The sequence below is a fragment of the Flintibacter sp. SJQ-8 genome (assembly GCF_054108085.1).
This window is the reverse complement of sequence record NZ_JBPJWR010000016.1, coordinates 102,094-120,255: the sequence shown is the minus strand read 5'-3', so window position 1 is coordinate 120,255 and position 18,162 is coordinate 102,094. Positions and strand designations below refer to the sequence as shown.

The following is an 18,162-nucleotide window of genomic DNA, read 5'->3' as shown; positions in this document are numbered from 1 at the left end:
GTTTTGCTATGCCAAAAGGAGTACCAAACAAACGATATACGCCGGAATTCAAAAAACTGGTGATTGAAACCATGCAGAAAGAGAAATTGAGTTACAGCGAAACCTGCCGTAGATTTGAGGTAAACAGTAGAGATCGAATCAAATCATGGGAGCGAATCTACCTGGAAGAAGGGCCGGAAGGGTTAGCCATCGAACGGCGTGGCCGCAGCAGTAAGGGTCGTCCGCCAAAGCAGCTGCCGAAGCAGGTGGAAGAAGATCTGCTGGCCGAAGTGCAGCGACTGCGTGCGGAGAACGATTACCTAAAAAACTTGCAAGCCTTGGTTTTGGAAGACGAGCGACGCCAGCGCAGAAAACGCTGGTAGTTCAGAAGCTAAGGCAAAAACACGCACTCAGTATTCTGCTCTCAATCGCTCAGCTGCCCCGTGCAACTTTCTACTATCATTTGAAGCAGATGCAGAGAGAAGACAAATATGCATCTGTTAAGGAAGAAATCGCAGCAATTTACCACGAAAACAGGGGCCGGTACGGCTATCGCCGGATCACGGCAGAACTTCGCAAGCGTAAATTCTCTGTGAACCACAAGACTGTCCAGCGGCTCATGAAGAAGCTGGGCTTAGTTTGTCGTGTCAGGATGAAAAAATATCGTTCCTACAAGGGAGAAGTAGGCAAAATTGCACCAAATTTGCTAAATCGGGATTTTCATGTCGAAAAGCCGAATCAGAAATGGGTCACGGATGTGACGGAGTTCAGCCTGTTTGGAGAGAAGCTCTATCTGTCCCCGATTCTCGATCTGTGCAGCAGCGATCTGGTCAGTTACACCATATCGGATCGTCCTGTACTCAGCATGGTAACCACCATGCTGGACGAGGCGTTTGCAAAGATCCCGGCCGGAACAAACCTGATTCTCCATTCTGACCAGGGCTGGCAGTACCAACACAAACAATACCAACAGATGCTCCGGGAGAAAGGTGTTCGCCAGAGCATGAGCCGGAAAGGAAACTGTCTGGACAACGCCGTGATAGAGAATTTCTTCGGCTTACTCAAAAGTGAACTGCTGTATTTGCAGGAGTTCCGCTCCATGGAACACTTCAAACTGGAACTGATCGAATATCTGGATTACTACAACAACCGCCGCATCAAGGCAAAGCTAAAGGGCTTGCCGCCTGCAATTCACAGACAGCAAGCCCTTTCGGCTGCTTGAACAATTTTTACTTCAAAATATTGTCTAACTTTTGGGGGTCACTTCAGATTTGTGAGCGTCTGCTTTTGCTTAGATGCACAGTTCACGTCAGAATAAGACAAAAACTTGAAATAAATGATTGATAGTGATAAAATTATTCATACATCATTATGAAGGAAAATGCGCGTATGGAAGAGAAATACACTGTATTTGATGTTGAGACCCCGAATGGTGCGAACGATAGGATTTGCTCAATCGGCATTTCCGAAATTGAAAATGGAATGATTATAGAAAGCCAAAACATTTTTGTAAATCCAGAGTGTGAATTTGATTCGTTTAATATCCATATTCACGGAATCAGCGAGCGCGATGTTATTGATGCGGAGACGTTTTTATATATCTGGCCTAAGCTGCGACCCTTGTTTTTAGACCGCGTAATAATTGCCCACAATGCGCCTTTTGACCTGTCCGTGTTGCGAAAAACGCTTGCTGCATATGGGATAGAAGAAAAAGAGATACATTATCTTGATACAGTTAAAGCTGCACGCTGTATTTATCCAGAATTGCCAAATTACAAGCTCAATACATTATGCAACTATTTAGGCTTTGAACTAGAGCATCATAATTCTGGAAGTGATTGCAGAGCAACAGCAGAACTGTTTTTAGATATGTGCAGTAAAGGATTGAATGTTAAGGAGTTTATTCGTCCGTATTCTCTAAACGAGTGCGATTGTAAAGCAGATGTTAAAGTGAGGAAGAGAACATGTTCGTCGGAAACACGTGCGCTTTTAGAGTTGAAGACCATCCTTGCTACGATTACTGGCGATGACAAGATCGAGCCGAGTAGATTGTTGGAGTTACATAATTGGATAGAAGAACATGCAGAAATGTCAGAGACCTATCCGTGTAATATGATTTCACACCGAATTGGGTCAATACTTGAAAATGGAATTATTGGAAATGATGAATATGGCAAACTTTTAGAAGCCTGTGACAAAGTACTTGATCCTGTGGGGACTAATTGTTCCTGTAGCGGTAGTGTTATAGAAGTCAAAGGGAAGAATGTTGTTCTTTCTGGGGAATTTTCTATAGGAAGTAAATCTAAAGTAGAATCTATATTGATTGAGCGTGGTGCAAAAATTCAAAAATCAGTAACGAGTAAAACGAATATTCTTTTGGTTGGCGATGAAGGCAGTTCCGCTTGGATAGCAGGGAACTATGGAACTAAAGTTAAAAAAGCCATGTCGTTACAGGAAAAAGGTATTCCAGTTACTATTTTGAGAGAAAGCGATTATTTTATCAAATGAGGTGTAGAAGTGGAAAACGGACAGGTTTCTTTTGATACAATTATTAAAACGGAAGCTGAGCAGCTAAATGAAGCTGTGCAAAGAGAAATTTGTGATAAAGAACAGCATAGCCAATTTATTGAAGTAATCCAAAATAAAAATTACATCGCGGTTAAAGCTAAAAATTTGTTGGCTGTAAAGGTCGATTCCAAAAAAAGCGGTATCCGCATCGAGTACAAGAGCATTTATGACGAGAAGTTCCCCGACTATAAGATTGAACATATTAACAATGGCCTTAGCAGGATTATTGTGAAAAACTTTAATGATGTACTGGGACTTGCATCTATCATATCTGTAATTGCTGAAGCAGAAATTGTGATTGCAAGTGAAAGTTTTGGTTGCTGTGGGAGATATGAAGCATGCAGCGATGCTAAAAAGTGTATCCATCCTGACCCAATCATGGCTGCTGCCTGCGCATATAAGAAGAATCTGGAACAGGGCAGAATTTTCTATGGAAAAAACAGAAATATTTAATTGATAAATATTTCTGTTTTGCAAAAAGCCCGCTATTTATGACGAAAATAGTTTATTTTCGCATAAATAGCGGGCCTTCTGATATAATTTGAAATCAGCTTTTAAGTAATAGATAAGGCCGGTTGAAATAGCTCTTGCTAGTGACTTTGTGAGTAAAAATCCACACGTCATGGGGCATTAGTTTTCTCTTATTCCACTTTCATAATGACCTTCAGCCGGTGGACCAGCTGGCCGGTTTTCAGCTCTTCTAAATCAATGACGGCGATACCCAGCTGGGCGGCCCGGTGGCGGGCGGCGGCGTGGCAGGGCTCGGTGGTGACGATGGCCGCCTTGGCTCCCTTTCCGCCGAAGCGGTCCCGGAGGATGGCCAGCTCGTTCAGGGCCTCCGTCTTCACGTCGCAGGCCTTGCAGCTGAGAAACAGCGGGATCACGCCCCGGGCGGCCATCACGTCGATCTCGTTGGAGACGCTGCTGTGGCCCAGCACCTCGTCCCAGCGCACCACGGCGCTGCTGATGACGTCGTGGAAGATGCCGGAGTCGACGCAGGCCTTATAGGCGTACAGCTCCAGGGCGCTGCCCACATCCCGCAGCCAGGCGCGGGCGTGCAGGTCCCGGAAGGAGAAGGACACCTGCTCCCCGGGGACGATGTGCAGGTCCCGGATGAAATCGATCTGGGCCAGGGCCTGCAAGGCCGCCTCGTTGGCGGTGTTCCGGGTCCCGTGGTCGCCCTTTACCGTATAGCCGCCGCAGATGGACAGGGGCGGGGTCTGGCCGTACTCCCCGGGGGAGATGCGCTGGATGTAGGCGACGATATCGCTCCACTCCCGGCGGAACTGGAGAAAGCAGGCGAAGAGGGCGTCGAAGTCGGGCAGATACCGGGACAGGATGTGGTTGTCCACCCGCCCGGGCAGCAGCGTCCCTCCGGCCATGAGGAAGAATTCCTCAATGGAATAGGCGAGGGGACAGGTCAGGTCGTCGGCAAAGGCCGCGCCGGAGATGTTATAGAAGCGGTTCTTCTTCCGGGAGTAAGTAAAGGCGGGCACGCCCCGCTGGGCGGCGAACATCCCTGCCGCGAACAGGGCCGCGTCGCTGCCGCCGGTAACGTCCAGGGCGCAGTCGGGATACTTCTCCCCGATGGAGATCAGCTGGCGCAGGATGCGGTCTGATTTAAACAGGCTGGCCTCCACAAAGACAAGCTCCGGCTCCCAGCCCCGCCGCCGGAAAAAGTCGGCCAGCTTGGCCTGGCGGGTGTGGTCCCGGACGATCTCCCCGGGGCAGAGATAGACGATGCGCTGGGGGCGGAACATGTCCGGGGCGAGGATGTTCTCAATGGCCCGCTCGTCGTACAGTTCGATCAGGGTGTTCATAGATAGCTCACAGTGTCGGAGAGGGGCTTGCGGCTGGTGTGGTTGGGCAGGGGCTTGAAGCCGGGGGCGGCATAGCCCAGGTCCAGAAGCATGAGAATTTCCTCCTGCTCCGGCAGGCCAAGGTCACGGGCCAGCACCGCCGGGTCGAAGAAGTTGATCCAGCAGCTGTCCACCCCCAGAGCGGCGGCGGCCAGCATCAGGTGGGTGGCCACGATGGAGGCGTCCTCCACGCCGGAGTCCCGCTGCTCCCCGGGATAGGTGAACACGTTGTTCCGGTCAAAGGCCACCACCAGCACCGTGGACGCGCCATAGCGGCAGGGGGTGACCCCGTCGATCTTGGCCAGGGCCTGGGGGGTCTGGGCCACATAGATGTGCTGCTCCTGCAAATTCTTGGCCGTGGGGGCCAGGCGTCCGGCCTCTAAAATGGCGTCCAGCTTGTCCTGGGGCACCGGGCGGCCATCAAATTTTTTGCAGGAATAGCGGTTCTTGACGGTTTCCATAAAGTCCATTGAAAATTCCTCCTATCCGTAAGTATGCCAGCCCAAGGGGCTGCTTTTGTGTGTTTGTATTGTGTGTTTGTATATCGTTATGTGTTGCAGAAATTACTTGGGGTCCTTCCCCTGGCGGAACAGCTGGATCATGGTGTGGGTGAGGGAGGCGGGGTTCTCGTCCACGGGAATTTCCTCCCGGGAGAGCCACACGCCCTCGTCCAGCTCGCTGCGGTCTAAGATCACCGTCTCGTCCTCGCTGTCCAGGTCCGCCCAAAAGCCCACCATGATGTTCCCGGCAAAGCCCCAGGGCTGGCTGCCGTGATAGCGGATGTTCTTGATGGGCAGATGGACCTCCTCCATGACCTCCCGCCGGACGGTGTCCTCCAGGGTCTCGCCGATCTCGGTGAAGCCGGCCACCAGGGCATAGCGGGTGGCGTTGGGCCGGTTGGCATAGTGGGTCAGCAGCAGCTTGTCCCGGTGGCGCACCGCCGCCAGGACCGCCGGGTTGATGCGGGGATAGACCACCTGTTCGCAGCTGGGGCAGCGCATGGCCCGCTCCACCTTGTCCCGTTCCATGGCGGCGCCGCACCGACCACAGAACCGGTTGGAGCGATACCAGGCGGACAGGTGCAGGGCCGTGGACCCGGCCAGAGCCAGATAAGTAGGTTTCATATTGCGAAATATGCCGGTGCCCTGCTCCACCAGCGCCGTTTTTACGGCATCAGGCACCGTCCAGAGGAGGAAGAAGGCCGTCTGATCGATCTCAAAGAGATAGACCAGCTCGTGTTCTTTCACCCCCAGGGCCTTTATCTCCGCCGCGGTGGGAAGAGCGCCGCCCTGGCTCAGATAGGTCTTCCCGCCGGAGAAAACGGCGACAAAATCGCCGGGAAGACTCTCGCGCTCGTGAAATTCGTTGTGAAATACATGGGGAAATATGTCTTGGATCATGGTGTGTTAGCCTCGCAATGATACGCCGCTCAAGCGGGAATTTTGTTGTTTGACAGTTTATTTTATCATAGTCAGACCTGTTTGCAAAGGGAGAAAATGTCCGCCGCTTAAAAGGACGAGATGCAATATTTCTATGCACATGACAAAAAAATTTGCAGTATATTTGAAGCGGAATGGGACCGGAGCGTCCCAAACGCCGAAACATCGGGGCAGAAAAAACGAAAGAAACCCCGGTGTCTCAGTAAAAATAGCGCTTATTTTCTGACGGGAAAATAAATTTTTCAAAAGGGGAGTGCTTGGCACGGGATTTGCTATTTATAAAAGCGTAAGAACAAACGGCGGCCTGGAAGCAGGCACGCATGAAATAGAAAGGGGAGCTTTCCTTTATGAATACGCTTTTGAATCAAGATCCGGCCGGCATCAAGCAGGTCTGTCTCACCGACTGCAAGAACACCCTGGAGGAGTTCATGGCGGTGGTCCGCTATCACGCCGAGCTGATCTTCTCCCCGGAGTTCTGCGAGAACATCCGGGCCAACCGGCGGCTCATTGACCGCTTTCTGGCGGAGAACCGGGCTATCTATGGCGTGACCACTGGCTTTGGGGAGAACGTGCGCTATGTCATTCCCCCGGAGGAGGCCAAGACCCTCCAGCGGAACATCGTCCGCTCCCACGCCTGCGCCGTGGGCGAGCCGCTGACGGAGGAGGAGGCCCGGGCCGTCATGCTGATGACCATTCTGAACGCGGGCAAGGCCCACTCCGGCATCCGCCTGGAGACCCTGGAGCGCATCCGCCAGTTCCTGAACCGGGACATCACCCCCTATGCCCCCGGAGAGGGCTCGGTGGCCTATCTCAGCGTGGAGGCCCACCTGGCCCTGGCCTACATCGGCGAGGGCCATATCCTGGAGAAGGGCCAGAAGGTGCCCACCGCCCAGGTGCTGGAGCGGGAGGGCCTGGAGCCCCTGGAGCTGGAGTGCAAGGAGGGCCTGTCCATGCTCAACGGCACCATCTCCGTCACCGCCTTCGGCCTGCTGGCCAGCTACGACTCGATCCTGGCGGCCAAGAATGCGGAGATCGCCGGAGTGCTGTGCTACGAGGCCCTGCGGGGCACCCCCAAGGCCCTGGATGAGCGCATCCACGCCGCCAAGGCCCACCCGGAGCAGCAGCAGGCCGCCCAGCTCATGCGGGACATGCTCGCGGGCAGCGAGCTGTGCGAGAAGCACGCGGGGGACAAGGTCCAGGACTCCTGCCTGCTGCGGGCCATGCCCCAGGTCCACGCCTCTATCCGCCGCTTAGTGGGCGAGGCCCAGACGGCCATTGTGGAGGAGATGCACTCCATCAGCGACAACCCGGAGATCTTCGGCACCGAGGACGGGGACGGGGTGGCCCTGATGTGCGGCAACTTCGACGGGACCTTCGTGGGCTCCCACGCGGACATCATCGGCATGGCCTGCGCCATCGCGGGCAAGGAGACGGAGCGGAGCATCTCCCGCATGGTGGACCGGAACCTGAACGACGGCCTGCCCGCCTTTTTGGTGGCTGAGCCGGGCCTGAACAACGGCATGATGATCCCCCAGTATGTGGCCGCCGGACTGGTGAACGAGATCAAGCTGCTGGCCATCCCCGCCAGCATCGACTCCATCCCCACCTGCGCCGGGCAGGAGGACCCGGTGTCCATGTCCTATAACGCCGCCCGCCGGGCCTGCCAGGCGGTGCGCAAGCTGGATTACGTCATCGCCATCGAGATCATGGTGGCCCTCCAGGCCATCGACATGCTGCCGGAGAAGCAGTCCCCCGTGACTGCCCGTCTTCACGACCAGGTGCGGCAGCAGGTGGCCTATGCCAAGGAGGACCGGTTCTTCCAGCCCGACATCGAGGCCCTGTTCCAGATGGTCCGCAGCGGGGAGCTGGTGAACACCGCCGAGGCGCAGCTGGGGCGGAGCATGATGTGACCGGCATTTTCCACAAGATGAAAAATACTAGAAATAGTTGGAAAATCCGGCGTGTTTTACGTGGAGGTGAAATATTTTAACTATTTTCGCTGTATTTTCTAATGTTCAGCCCTTGCCGACCCTGAAATTTTTGGCTATACTGGAAGCAAGCCGTAAAACCGACAGGGAAAGAGGGGAAGACGCGTGGATCTGCGCCAGCTGGAGATATTTGTGACCGCCTATGAAAAGGGCAGCCTGTCCCGGGCCGCCGAGTGTCTGAACACCTCTCAGCCCAACGTGAGCAAGAACATCCGGGCCCTGGAGGAGGAGCTGGGCCGCCCGCTGCTGGTGCGCAGCGGCAAGGGCGTCCAGCCCACCGCCTTTGGCCGGGCGGTGCTGGAATATGCCATGATCATGCGCAAGGCCGCGGAAAAGCTGGCCTCTCTGGCCGTGCCCGAGGGGGAGAACAGCCTGCGCCTGTCCGCCTATCCCAGCCAGATGATCCCCCAACTGCTGGTGGATTTCTATCAGGCCTGGGGGGAGGACGCCCACATCGAGTATCACCAGGGCAGCGTGGAGGAGATCGTGGACCAGGTCCACCAGGGTATTTCAGAGCTGGGCATCGTTTTCGTTGCCCAAAAGCGGCTGGAGGTCTTTCGGAACATCGTCAGCTATAAGCGGCTGAAGTTTCTGCCACGGGGCGGAAAGCGGCTGTGTCTCTATGTGGGGCCCAGGCACCCCCTGTATGAGGCGGAGACGGTGGACGTGGACCAGCTGTCTAAGCTGAAGTTCCTCCGGGGCGTGCGGGACTTCTTCTCGGTGGAGCACCACCTGGAGACGGTGAGCGTGGGGGCGGTGGACGCCCAGGAGCTGGACCACTGGGTGTATACCAACAGCGACCACCTGGCCGCCAGTATGCTGGCCCGCACCGACGTGTGCTGCCTGGGGGTGATGGACGTCTGCTCCCCCTACAGCAGCCCGGAGATCCGCCGGGTGCCCATCCTGGGGGAGGACACCCTGATGCAGGCGGGCTATGTCTGCGACCCGGACGTCCCCCTGTCCCGCCAGGCCCGGTGGATGATGGAGCGCTTTGACCGGGCGCTGAAGGGCGAAGAGGGCTGAAAAATGCTGAAACGGCGGTCCCGGAGAAGAGACGGGACCGCCGTTTTTTACGCTTTTGGAATGAATTGGCCGGAAGCAGTAGATTTTTTCCGCCGTATCTGGTAAACTGATACTGTCCCCCCGGGGACCCAACTATCATCCGCCCCGGCGGAGGACCCATTGAAGGAGGAAAGACCCAATGGACCAAGACTTTATCATTCACATCAACCGCCAGGAGCGGACCCAGGCCATGGAGGGCGTGGAGCAGGCCGTCTCCCAGGTGTATGACAACGAGGAGCAGCCCAAGGAGAAGCTGGCCGCCGGCGTGCTGGAGGCCGTTCAGAACGCCATGGCCCGGGGAGACCGGCTCACCGTGCCGGTGGAGATCCCCAAGGAGGCCGCGGACAAGCTGGTGTCTGAGGGCACCAAGACCGGGGACACCGTCCCCTTCCCGGCGGACTTCCGCTGCAAGATCCGCACCCTGAACCTGAAGAGCGGCGCCATGGTATACGCCGCCTTTACCAGCCCCGAGGAGGCGGACAAGGGCCAGCGCAGCTCCACCGTCACCGAGACCATCGACACCTATCTGCAAAAGGCCCTGATGAACCCTCAGCTGGCGGGCATCCTGCTCAACCCCTGGGGCCAGTCCTTTTTCCTGTCTAAGCCCCTGATCCAGGGCATCTTCATCAAAGACCTGCCCCAGCCCGGGGAGAACACCGTGGGCTTTGCCACCATGGACATCACCCAGGCGGAGACCGACTGCATCGTCAACGCCGCCAACGAGACCCTGCTGGGCGGGGGCGGCGTGGACGGGGCCATCCACCGCGCCGCCGGGCCCAAGCTGCTGGAGGAGTGCCGCAAGCTGAAGGGCTGCCCCACCGGCCAGGCCAAGATCACCGGGGGCTATAATTTAAAGGCCAAGCACGTCATCCACACCGTGGGCCCCGTCTACTCTGGCAAGGAGGAGGACGCCGCTCTGCTGCGCCGGTGCTATTGGAACAGCCTGGAGCTGGCCCGGCAGAACGGTCTGCACAGCATCGCCTTCCCCGCCATCTCCACCGGGGCCTATGGCTATCCCAAGGAGGAGGCCACCCAGATCGCCCTGAAGACCGCCTTCGACTGGATGCAGATCAACCCCAAGTATGGCATGCGCATCCTGTTTGCCTGCTTTGACCAGGAGACCACCGCCCAGTATCAGACCATCTGGAACGGCAGTCAGAAGGACTGGAAGACCCAGGCCGCCGCCCAGGGCCAGGCGGACGTGGTGGAGCGGGCCATCCAGTATGCCGCTGCCTGCCACAGCGGGGCCGCCCGCAAGGGCTCTGACCGGCCCTATGTCCTTCACCCGGTGGCCACGGTGGCCGCCCTGGACGGCATGGACGCCGACTTTGATCTGCTGGCCGCCGGAGCTCTCCACGATGTGCTGGAGGACACCCAGGCCACCCTGCTGGATATCTACGAGCGCTTCGGCGTGGATGTGGCCACCCAGATCAACGCCCACACCGAGGACAAGCGCCGGGTGTGGTATCAGCGCAAGCTCCAGGCCATCGCCCAGGCCACCGACGCCGGGCTGCGGGAGAAGAAGCTGATCCTGGCCGACAAGCTGGCCAACCTGCACAGCATGTACAATGACCGCCGGAAGGTGGGGGACAAGCTGTGGCAGCGCTTCAACGCCCCCAAGCACATGCAGGCCTGGTACTATGGCCGCCTGCTGGCCGCCCTGGCCCCCATGAAGGGCCACACCGAGACGGCCAACGCCTATCAGGAGATGAACGGCCTGGTGAAGGACCTGTTCGTCACCTATGCTATGGACGAGGGTGAGCAGCACCTGTATCAGATGGGCGCCGACGGCAGCCGCACCGTGCTGACCAAGGGCGACCCCCAGTGGGTGCCCATGAAGGAGGCCCTGCCCCAGCAGGTCCGGGCTCTGCCCCGGAAGGAGGCCGAGCGCCTGGAGGACCGGTGGAACGCCCCATTCTGGAAGCAGATCGACCGGGACCTGGAGGACGGGGAGTATGGCCTGTTCGCCTCTGAGGCGGGCAGCCGGGCCATCCGCCTGACCGACGACAGCGTGGTCTTTGTGGGCGAGGACCGTGGCCCCGCCAGCCAGGCCGCCCACGGCAAGGACCCCTATCCCTTCCGCTGCAACATGGGCGAGGAGGCCGGACGGCATCTGCTGGTCCAGCTGCGCCGGAAGCACGGCCTGGAGAAGGACCTGGGCGAGCTGCTGCTGGAGGAGTTCGGCGGCGAAAACAGCACCGAGCGCTTCCAGACCTTCTGCAAAGAAAACGGCATGGTCATCCGCTTTGTGGCGGGTTAAGTTCTGATGAAACAGCACACGCGCATATCGAAAACGGTATGCGCGTGTGCTTTATTTTACGAAAATATCATATCATGAAGCAAATAATATAAGTATACTTTAATATCATGTTGACAAAATGGAAAATAGGCAATAAAATATTGACGAGGTGATGGAGATGGCCATTGCGACGCAGGCGCAGATATTAAAGGTTTTAAAGGCGTTTAATCCCTGGTGGGTCACAGGCGCGGTCCACCCTGACTTTACAAAGCACTATCGCCGTTTTGCCTATTATGAAGCGATGAAACGCCTGGAGCAGCGGGATCTGCGGCGAACAGTCGTCCTGACTGGGACCCGGCGTGTGGGAAAGACCACCATTCAATATCAGATGATCGACACCCTGTTGAAGCGAGGGGTGCCGCCACAGCGCATCGTGTTCATTTCCCTGGACCACCCCATGCTCAAGCTCAGCGGCCTGGATGATATTCTGGATTGCTACCACGCCAACGTGTGGGCAGATAAAGACTGCTATTACTTCTTCGACGAAGTGCAGTATGCCAGCGAGTGGGACAAGTGGATGAAAACGATTTATGATTTGCAGCCATCCACGCAGATGGTCGCAACGGGGTCGGCCAGTCCGGCGCTGATAAAGGGAAGCACAGAGAGCGGCGCGGGGCGGTGGAGCGTTATCCAGGTCCCGACCTTGTCCTTTTTTGAATATTGCGCGCTGATTGGCGTCGACACCCCGGAGCTTGGCCCGGATATACGGCCCACCGCGTTCTTGAAAATGACGCAGCAGGAGCGCACCAGTGTGATGATGAAGCTGGACGGAATACAGAACCACTTTTCCCGCTATCTGCAAGTGGGCGGTTTCCCTGAATTGGCGCTGGCTTCGAACGACCTGATGGCCCAGCAGATCATGCGGGAGGATGTGGTAGATAAGGTTCTGAAGCGGGACCTGCCTTCTCTTTACAAAATACGCAGCGCGACAGAGCTGGAGCGGATATTCTTATACCTCTGCAATGTCTCTTCTGAGATCGTTTCCTTCACAGCCATAGCAAAGGAACTGAGCGGCGTCAGCAGGCCGACGGTGGAGAGCTATATCAATTATTTGGAGAGCGCAAATTTGATCTATCAGAGCTGGCCGGTGGAGATGGGCGGACGCAAGGTGCTGAAGGCCCAGCCGAAAATCTATATTGCGGATGCGGCGATCCGAAATGCCGTTTTGATGGATGATGACGTGCTGACAAACCCCATTGAGCTTGGAAAAATGGTAGAAACGGCCGTCTATAAGCACGTCGCGGCGTTTTATTATCAACAGGCGACCAGGGTAGGGTATTACCGGGGCGGACGCAAGAATAAAGAAATTGATGTGGTGGTGGACTACCCAAACATCAAGAACATTCTGATCGAAGTGAAATACCGGGAACAGGCTCCCATTCCAGACGACTCTGCGATTTGTACCCTGAGTGACGAGGCCAGCGCCGCCATCATTGTGACAAAGCGGCCAGATGATTACGGAACACATCATGCGCCAAATGGAAAAGAACTGATCCGCATTCCGGCTTTTGCCTTTCTGTATTTGCTGGGAAATGCAGAGCGATATGGATATCGGGGAAAGGAATAAGAATGGAAGATGGCATCCGCAGACGGAATATCGGTCTGCAGATGCCATTTTGTAAAGATATTTATTTAAGACGTCAACAGACTATCCAGCTGTTCAATATCCACACCCTCCGGCAGATAGTAGGGCTGGAAGGCGCGGCCATTGGAGGGGTCCATCTTGCACTGCCGGCCGGAGAGAACCACGCACAGGTTCCTGGTCACTTCTTTGGGGGCGTCGAAGTAGAGCACATAGGTGGCCTGGTCCTGGTCCTCATAGTCATAGTCCCCGGTGAGGTGGGCCAGGGGCAGGGCGGAGAGGTAGTCCATCAGGGCCTCCGGGTCAGAGCAGTCCAGCAGCTCCCCGTCCCGCCGGACGGAGTGGAGGGTATAGCCCGCCGGGTCGCCGCCGAAGAGAACTTCAGCCCCCGGGCGCTCGTCAAAGGACAGGGCCACATAGCCGAAGGAGGACATAAGGAGAAACAGGGTCAGCCCCACCAGAATGCCGCCCGCCACCCGGCGGCGGGGGGCGACCACGCTGCGCAGGCGATAGCGCAGGGAGGCGGCTACGGGGGAGAGACAGGTGGTGTATCCCCGTCCGTCCCCGGCGGTGGTGAGCAGCAGCTGGGCATACTGCCGCCGGGTGGCCTCGTCCGCGTCCAGGAGGACGGTCTCGTCACAGCTGAGCTCCGTGTCCTCGGCGCTGCGGCGCATGGCCATCCACATGAGGGGGTCGAACCAGCACAGGGCGGTGCAGAACATGAGAAAGAACTTGTTCCAGCTGTCCCGGCGGCAGATATGGACGATCTCGTGGCGGAAGACCAGGTGCAGCTCGTCGGGGGTATAGGCCCGCAGGGGCAGCACCACCTGCAAGGTCCAGCGGAACAGGCCAACCGTCAGGGGGGTGGAGGTGTGGGGGGAGATCACCAGGGGGCAGGAGAGAGGCTCCATCTGGGCCTGGTCCATCTCCTCCTGCCAGATGTCCAAGACTTCCTCGTCCGTGATGGGCCATGCTCCTTCCAGCAGCTGCCGCCGGAAGTGCAGGTGGGACAGGGTGTTCCACCCGAACACGGAAATGGTCCCCACCAGCCACAGCCCCAGGACCAGCCAGATCCAGTTTCCCCGGGTGCGCAGGACGAAAGCGGGGGCGTCGGGCATCAGACCGGAATTGAAGCACAGATAGAGAAAATTGGGGAGGAGCCACAGCATGGCGCAGCCCCGGGCGCTGATGAACCGGCGGAGCAGGGGCGTGAGGGGCAGGAGCAGGGCATAGTATACGGCCAGGTGAAGAAAGCACTGGAAGAGCACGGACAGCGCAAGCTGTGCCATGCGGCCCGGCCCCACGAACAGCAGCCCCAGGGGCAGCAAAAAGAAGACCATAAGGGGTAGCAGATCGGCGTTCATCAGCGGCTGATAGCGGTGGGTGGAGTCCTGGCGGGAGCGGGGCCCGTCGTCATTGCACCGGTAGAGCAAAAGAAAGCCCACAAACAGGCTGAGAAACACGAAAGTGAAAAGGCGAAAGCTGTGGTTATCGGTGAGGCTCATAACTTCCCTCCATTCAACAGGTCGCGCAGCTCATCCAGCTCCTGGCGGGTGAGCCCGCTGCTGCACAGGGCGTTGGCAAAGGTGGACAGGCTGCCGCCGCACAGCTGGTCCAAAAACCGGCGGCTCTGCCCGGCCAGATAGTCCTCCTGAGAGACCAGGGGGGTGTATCGGGCGCTGCGCCCGACCTTCTCGCTGCGGACAAAGCCCTTGTCCCCCAGCCGGGACAGCAGGGTGAGCAGGGTGGTGGCGGACATGGGGTGGGTGCTCTGCAAAACGCCCTCCAGGTCGCTCCGCCCCGCCGGGGTCTGGCAGGCCCAAAGAGCCTGCATCACCGCCAGCTCCGCGTCCGGCAGCCGCCGCGTGTCACGGGTCATAGTTTTATCCTCCCTTCTATGAAAATGTTCTACAGTTGTAGCTTGATTATATTCTACAAGCGTAGAAGATAGTTGTCAAGGGGAAGAATAAAAAACTCCCCCAGCCGCAAAGCTGGAGGAGTTTGTACTGAAAGATTTGAAAAGTGTTTCATTAGGTGCGGAGATATGCGGCCAGCATATCGATCTTCTGCTCCATGCACTTCTGTGAAGTGCTTCTACCGGGCCAGCGCAATCTGCCAACAGTCCTGCTCCTTCTGCTCCATGCACTTCTGTGAAGTGCTTCCCATGACCGCAAGTTCTGCCGGGAGTACTTTGTTCTTCTGCTCCATGCACTTCTGTGAAGTGCTTCGTGATCCCGGAGCATCACCTTATCAGGGATGTTTTCCTTCTGCTCCATGCACTTCTGTGAAGTGCTTCCGTTTTCGGCTTCCTACCTTATCTTGATACTATACTTCTGCTCCATGCACTTCTGTGAAGTGCTTCGGCAGGACTGCACAGGGAGGATCATAATGAAGCAGTGCGGTTTGGAAGCAGTTCACAGAAATGCACGGTTACATATCGTGCCTGCGTCCCGATTGCCGCTGAATGGTCGCAGGGCAGCGATGATATGGTCGTTCAGATGTGCGAACGTTCACGGCAATGATGAGCATACAAGGTTCGCACCCCGTGGTGGGGACAGACCTCCCACCACTTTAAAATTTGATATCTGCTTATTTGTTTGTCTTGCTGGACCAGGCCAGCTTTGCTTTGTAACAGTTCTTTGCTTTGGCGGCGCTGCGATATCCAGCGCCCTGGGCGTTGTCAACGATTTGATTTGTTGTCTTGTTTACGATCACATAGCGGGGGTCGTTCAGCCGGGTCAATTCTTTGCTGAATCGGATCACCAGGTCGGGGTGGTCCGGGAACACGGCGTCCCTCGGTTTTCGGGCGGCCTTTTTGGCCGGAGCGCCAGGCGGCTTTTCGTCTGGAAGCGCCTCGTCTGCAAAGGGGACCTTCTTTTCCAGCATGTTTTGGGCGATGGCCAGAATGTTTTTTGCGGCGTTGATGTCCCGGTCATGGCGTGTTCCGCAGCTGGAACAGGTCCACGCTCGGATGCTTAAATTTTTTACAGCTGGGTTGATGCTGCCGCAGACGCTGCACGTCTGACTGCTGGGCTGGAATGTACCGATGGCGACCAGGGGGACCTGAACGCGATGGGCCTTATATTTCAGTTTAGAGATAAAATCGCTCATGGCGGCGTCGCTCAGTGCAAAGGCGAGTCTGTGATTTTGCAGCATATTTTTGACCCGTAAGGTCTCCACCGCAAGCAAACTTGACTTTCCGACCACCTCTGCTGTGATCTGGTGATAATAGGTGTCCCGCCGCCGGGCGATCTTCCGCTCCAGCTTTGCTCGGTTTCTTTGTATCGTCAGATACCGGCGGCTGGGCTGTGCCACAGATTTGAGCACTGGAGCTTTCTGGTCGGCGCCGGAAGTCTCCAACTCCTGCTGTGCTTTTTCCAGCGCCCGGTTTTCGGCCCGGATGTTTTTGTTGTAATCCCGGAAAGCCAAATTTGCCGGACCCCATCTGCGGGATAGCTGGCGGGACATTTTCTTTAACGTGGCGGTCCTGTTCCGCTTGAATTGCTTGTTTTCATATTTTGTTCCGGTGTTCAAAATTGCGATGTCTTTGACACCCACGTCAAGGCCGACGGGCTCCGGGGTGGGGGATACCCGCACTTCCTGATAAAATTCCCACGTTGGCTGGTCGTCTTTTACCTTACCCTGGGAGAAGGTGACGCAGATGAAATAATCTCCGCAGGTGTCTTTGGAGACCCTTACAGTGAGGTCATTTGACAGCTCGTGGGCGGCCAGCGCTTCCTCGTAGGTGTGCTTTCCGTCAGGGCCAAACCATATTTTCCGGTTGAATCCCCGGGCCTTGATGGCACCGTCTATTTTCGGCAGCTTGATCCTGGCGACCTTTGGATTGGTATCAGAGGGAACAATATGCCCTGGGCGGATCTGGACCAAAAAACTTCGCCTAGGCTTGGACGCACTGTAAAAACGGAAGTCTTTGCGGTCAGCTTTGTTGGCCGGAAGATTGTGCATCCCGGTTTTCCAGGCCTTTTGCCCGTCAGACAGGAACAGGCCATTGTTGGTGGTGATCGCAGCCGCAGGGGCATCAGCGATAGCCGGGTTTTGGTCGATGAGCGTCTTTCGCCAGGCCTTGTTCGCCATCTTTTTATAGCTGGGCCAGACGTTCCCGTTTTCGTCTGGCTCACCGCACACGGCGGGGTTCTGCTGGAACACCTCGTGAAAGGTCATGTTATAGGCCAGACGGAGAGCCCAAAACATCTTGTCCAGTTGTTCCTTCTGAGCGGGGGAGGGGTAGAGCCGCATCTTCATCGCGTAATTTTCCAGCCGTATTTTCTCTGTTTTCAAGACAACAGACACGGATATCCCTCCTTTTCAGATTATAGAATGATATCAGTATAACATAATTGGGGCATTCTGTAAATGCTGGTTTGTCGAATACCAAGAAGACTTCACATTTCCTGCCGAGACCCCTCCATTGACAACCATTTGCCCCAAAGCTATAATCAAACTTGCAAAAACAGCTGCTCCGGCGCTTTTTTCTTGCCGGAGCGCAGAGACGGAGCGCGTTATGAGAGAAGAATTGAAGACAGAACTGGAGCGATTCAAGGCCCGCTATCCCGTGGACCCGGCGGTCCGGGGGCGCATTGCCAAGCCGCCGGTGGACTTTATCGGCGAGGAGGTCTTAGATCTGGCCGTGGCCGCCCTTTTGCAGGGAGAAAATATCCTGCTGTGCGGCGAGAAGGCCACGGGCAAGAACATTCTGGCGGATAATCTGGCCTGGCTGTTTGGCCGGCCCAGCTATAATATCTCCTTCCACGTGAACACAGACAGCAGCACCCTCATCGGCACAGACACCTTTACCGGCGGCGAGGTGCGGCTGCGCCGGGGCCCGGTGGCCCAGGCGGCGGAGGAGGGCGGCTTCTGCATCCTGGACGAGATCAACATGGCAAAAAACGAGGCCATGGCCGTGATGCACTCGGTGCTGGACTATCGCCGTCTCATCGACGTGCCCGGCTATCAGCCCATCCCCATGCACCCGGCCACCCGGTTCATCGCCACCATGAACTATGGCTACGCCGGGACCCGGGAGCTGAACGAGGCCCTGGTCTCCCGTTTTGTGGTCATCCGTATGCCCGCCCTGGAGGAGGGGCAGCTGCGCCGCCTGCTGCTGGCCGACGCCCCCGGGGCCTCAGAGGAGGACGTGAAGCGCTGTGTGGGTCTGTTCCTGGACCTGAACGAGAAGGCGATAAACGGGGAGATCTCCACCCGGCCCGTGGACATGCGGGGCATGGTGGCCGCCCTGCGGATGATGACCGACGGCATGGACGCCAAGGACGCCATCGCCCTGGGCATTACAAATAAGTGCTTTGACGAGTATGAGCATCAGCTGGTCCAGGACGTTGTCATGACCAGATTTGTGTGACGGGAGCGC

15 protein-coding genes are annotated in these 18,162 nt (G+C 56.8%); 9 read left to right on the top strand and 6 right to left on the bottom strand.

The window, feature by feature from the left end; translation table 11 throughout:
- Positions 1-8 precede the first annotated feature (8 nt).
- The 4 genes from ACSAMP_RS12040 to ACSAMP_RS12025 all read left to right on the top strand — a co-directional run bounded on the left by ACSAMP_RS12040 (position 9) and on the right by ACSAMP_RS12025 (position 3,000).
- On the top strand, positions 9-362 hold the full coding sequence (locus ACSAMP_RS12040) for a transposase (protein WP_457799214.1): 354 nt from the start codon (positions 9-11) through the stop codon (positions 360-362).
- Positions 356-1,201 carry an IS3 family transposase gene (locus ACSAMP_RS12035; protein WP_457799222.1) on the top strand — a complete coding sequence of 282 codons (846 nt, stop codon included), beginning with the start codon at positions 356-358 and terminating at the stop codon, positions 1,199-1,201. The genes ACSAMP_RS12040 and ACSAMP_RS12035 overlap by 7 nt, the downstream gene beginning before the upstream one ends.
- Before the next feature lie 167 nt (positions 1,202-1,368).
- Positions 1,369-2,487, top strand: coding sequence for an exonuclease domain-containing protein (locus ACSAMP_RS12030; RefSeq protein ID WP_441795952.1), 1,119 nt, complete (start codon positions 1,369-1,371; stop codon positions 2,485-2,487).
- 9 nt (positions 2,488-2,496) lie between these two features.
- Positions 2,497-3,000, top strand: a complete 504-nt coding sequence (locus ACSAMP_RS12025) for a hypothetical protein (RefSeq protein ID WP_457800622.1) — start codon at positions 2,497-2,499, stop codon at positions 2,998-3,000.
- Between the two features lie 188 nt (positions 3,001-3,188).
- Here the strand turns inward: ACSAMP_RS12025 and ACSAMP_RS12020 are convergent, their stop codons facing one another.
- The 3 genes from ACSAMP_RS12020 to nudC all read right to left on the bottom strand — a co-directional run bounded on the left by ACSAMP_RS12020 (position 3,189) and on the right by nudC (position 5,806).
- Entirely contained in the window at positions 3,189-4,367 is a 1,179-nt protein-coding gene (locus ACSAMP_RS12020; protein WP_457800621.1) for a PDDEXK family nuclease, read from the bottom strand.
- On the bottom strand, positions 4,364-4,876 hold the full coding sequence (locus tag ACSAMP_RS12015; RefSeq protein WP_457800620.1) for a nitroreductase family protein: 513 nt from the start codon (positions 4,874-4,876) through the stop codon (positions 4,364-4,366). The genes ACSAMP_RS12020 and ACSAMP_RS12015 overlap by 4 nt, the downstream gene beginning before the upstream one ends.
- Before the next feature lie 93 nt (positions 4,877-4,969).
- Complete coding sequence (gene nudC / locus ACSAMP_RS12010) at positions 4,970-5,806, bottom strand: NAD(+) diphosphatase (RefSeq protein ID WP_457800619.1); 837 nt, start codon at positions 5,804-5,806, stop codon at positions 4,970-4,972.
- A 386-nt stretch (positions 5,807-6,192) separates the two neighbouring features.
- Between nudC and ACSAMP_RS12005 the strand changes: the two genes are divergently transcribed.
- The 4 genes from ACSAMP_RS12005 (at position 6,193) to ACSAMP_RS11990 (ending at position 12,761) form a co-directional block, all read left to right on the top strand.
- A complete protein-coding gene (locus tag ACSAMP_RS12005; RefSeq protein WP_457800618.1) occupies positions 6,193-7,755 on the top strand; it encodes an HAL/PAL/TAL family ammonia-lyase in 1,563 nt (520 codons plus the stop codon).
- 183 nt (positions 7,756-7,938) lie between these two features.
- Positions 7,939-8,856, top strand: coding sequence for a LysR family transcriptional regulator (locus tag ACSAMP_RS12000; RefSeq protein ID WP_457800617.1), 918 nt, complete (start codon positions 7,939-7,941; stop codon positions 8,854-8,856).
- A gap of 178 nt (positions 8,857-9,034) precedes the next feature.
- Positions 9,035-11,155, top strand: a complete 2,121-nt coding sequence (locus ACSAMP_RS11995; protein WP_457800616.1) for an O-acetyl-ADP-ribose deacetylase — start codon at positions 9,035-9,037, stop codon at positions 11,153-11,155.
- A 157-nt stretch (positions 11,156-11,312) separates the two neighbouring features.
- Positions 11,313-12,761: an ATP-binding protein gene (locus ACSAMP_RS11990; protein WP_441795944.1), complete on the top strand. Its 1,449-nt coding sequence runs from the start codon at positions 11,313-11,315 to the stop codon at positions 12,759-12,761.
- 65 nt (positions 12,762-12,826) lie between these two features.
- Here the strand turns inward: ACSAMP_RS11990 and ACSAMP_RS11985 are convergent, their stop codons facing one another.
- From ACSAMP_RS11985 to ACSAMP_RS11975, 3 genes are all read right to left on the bottom strand, one after another.
- On the bottom strand, positions 12,827-14,281 hold the full coding sequence (locus ACSAMP_RS11985; RefSeq protein WP_457800615.1) for a M56 family metallopeptidase: 1,455 nt from the start codon (positions 14,279-14,281) through the stop codon (positions 12,827-12,829).
- Complete coding sequence (locus ACSAMP_RS11980; protein WP_457800614.1) at positions 14,278-14,655, bottom strand: BlaI/MecI/CopY family transcriptional regulator; 378 nt, start codon at positions 14,653-14,655, stop codon at positions 14,278-14,280. The genes ACSAMP_RS11985 and ACSAMP_RS11980 overlap by 4 nt, the downstream gene beginning before the upstream one ends.
- A gap of 710 nt (positions 14,656-15,365) precedes the next feature.
- Positions 15,366-17,087: an RNA-guided endonuclease InsQ/TnpB family protein gene (locus tag ACSAMP_RS11975; RefSeq protein WP_457800613.1), complete on the bottom strand. Its 1,722-nt coding sequence runs from the start codon at positions 17,085-17,087 to the stop codon at positions 15,366-15,368.
- A gap of 211 nt (positions 17,088-17,298) precedes the next feature.
- Between ACSAMP_RS11975 and ACSAMP_RS11970 the strand changes: the two genes are divergently transcribed.
- A complete protein-coding gene (locus ACSAMP_RS11970; RefSeq protein WP_441795941.1) occupies positions 17,299-18,153 on the top strand; it encodes an AAA family ATPase in 855 nt (284 codons plus the stop codon).
- The last annotated feature ends 9 nt before the right edge of the window (positions 18,154-18,162 follow it).

What these genes read in the sequence shown, in the direction of transcription:
- ACSAMP_RS11980 (WP_457800614.1), bottom strand. Translation starts at nt 14,655, where the DNA reads ATGACCCGTGACACGCGGCGGCTGCCGGACGCGGAGCTGGCGGTGATG.
- ACSAMP_RS11995 (WP_457800616.1), top strand. Translation starts at nt 9,035, where the DNA reads ATGGACCAAGACTTTATCATTCACATCAACCGCCAGGAGCGGACCCAG.
- ACSAMP_RS11985 (WP_457800615.1), bottom strand. Translation starts at nt 14,281, where the DNA reads ATGAGCCTCACCGATAACCACAGCTTTCGCCTTTTCACTTTCGTGTTT.
- ACSAMP_RS12020 (WP_457800621.1), bottom strand. Translation starts at nt 4,367, where the DNA reads ATGAACACCCTGATCGAACTGTACGACGAGCGGGCCATTGAGAACATC.
- ACSAMP_RS12030 (WP_441795952.1), top strand. Translation starts at nt 1,369, where the DNA reads ATGGAAGAGAAATACACTGTATTTGATGTTGAGACCCCGAATGGTGCG.
- ACSAMP_RS12015 (WP_457800620.1), bottom strand. Translation starts at nt 4,876, where the DNA reads ATGGACTTTATGGAAACCGTCAAGAACCGCTATTCCTGCAAAAAATTT.
- ACSAMP_RS12040 (WP_457799214.1), top strand. Translation starts at nt 9, where the DNA reads ATGCCAAAAGGAGTACCAAACAAACGATATACGCCGGAATTCAAAAAA.
- nudC (WP_457800619.1), bottom strand. Translation starts at nt 5,806, where the DNA reads ATGATCCAAGACATATTTCCCCATGTATTTCACAACGAATTTCACGAG.
- ACSAMP_RS12005 (WP_457800618.1), top strand. Translation starts at nt 6,193, where the DNA reads ATGAATACGCTTTTGAATCAAGATCCGGCCGGCATCAAGCAGGTCTGT.
- ACSAMP_RS11970 (WP_441795941.1), top strand. Translation starts at nt 17,299, where the DNA reads ATGAGAGAAGAATTGAAGACAGAACTGGAGCGATTCAAGGCCCGCTAT.
- ACSAMP_RS11990 (WP_441795944.1), top strand. Translation starts at nt 11,313, where the DNA reads ATGGCCATTGCGACGCAGGCGCAGATATTAAAGGTTTTAAAGGCGTTT.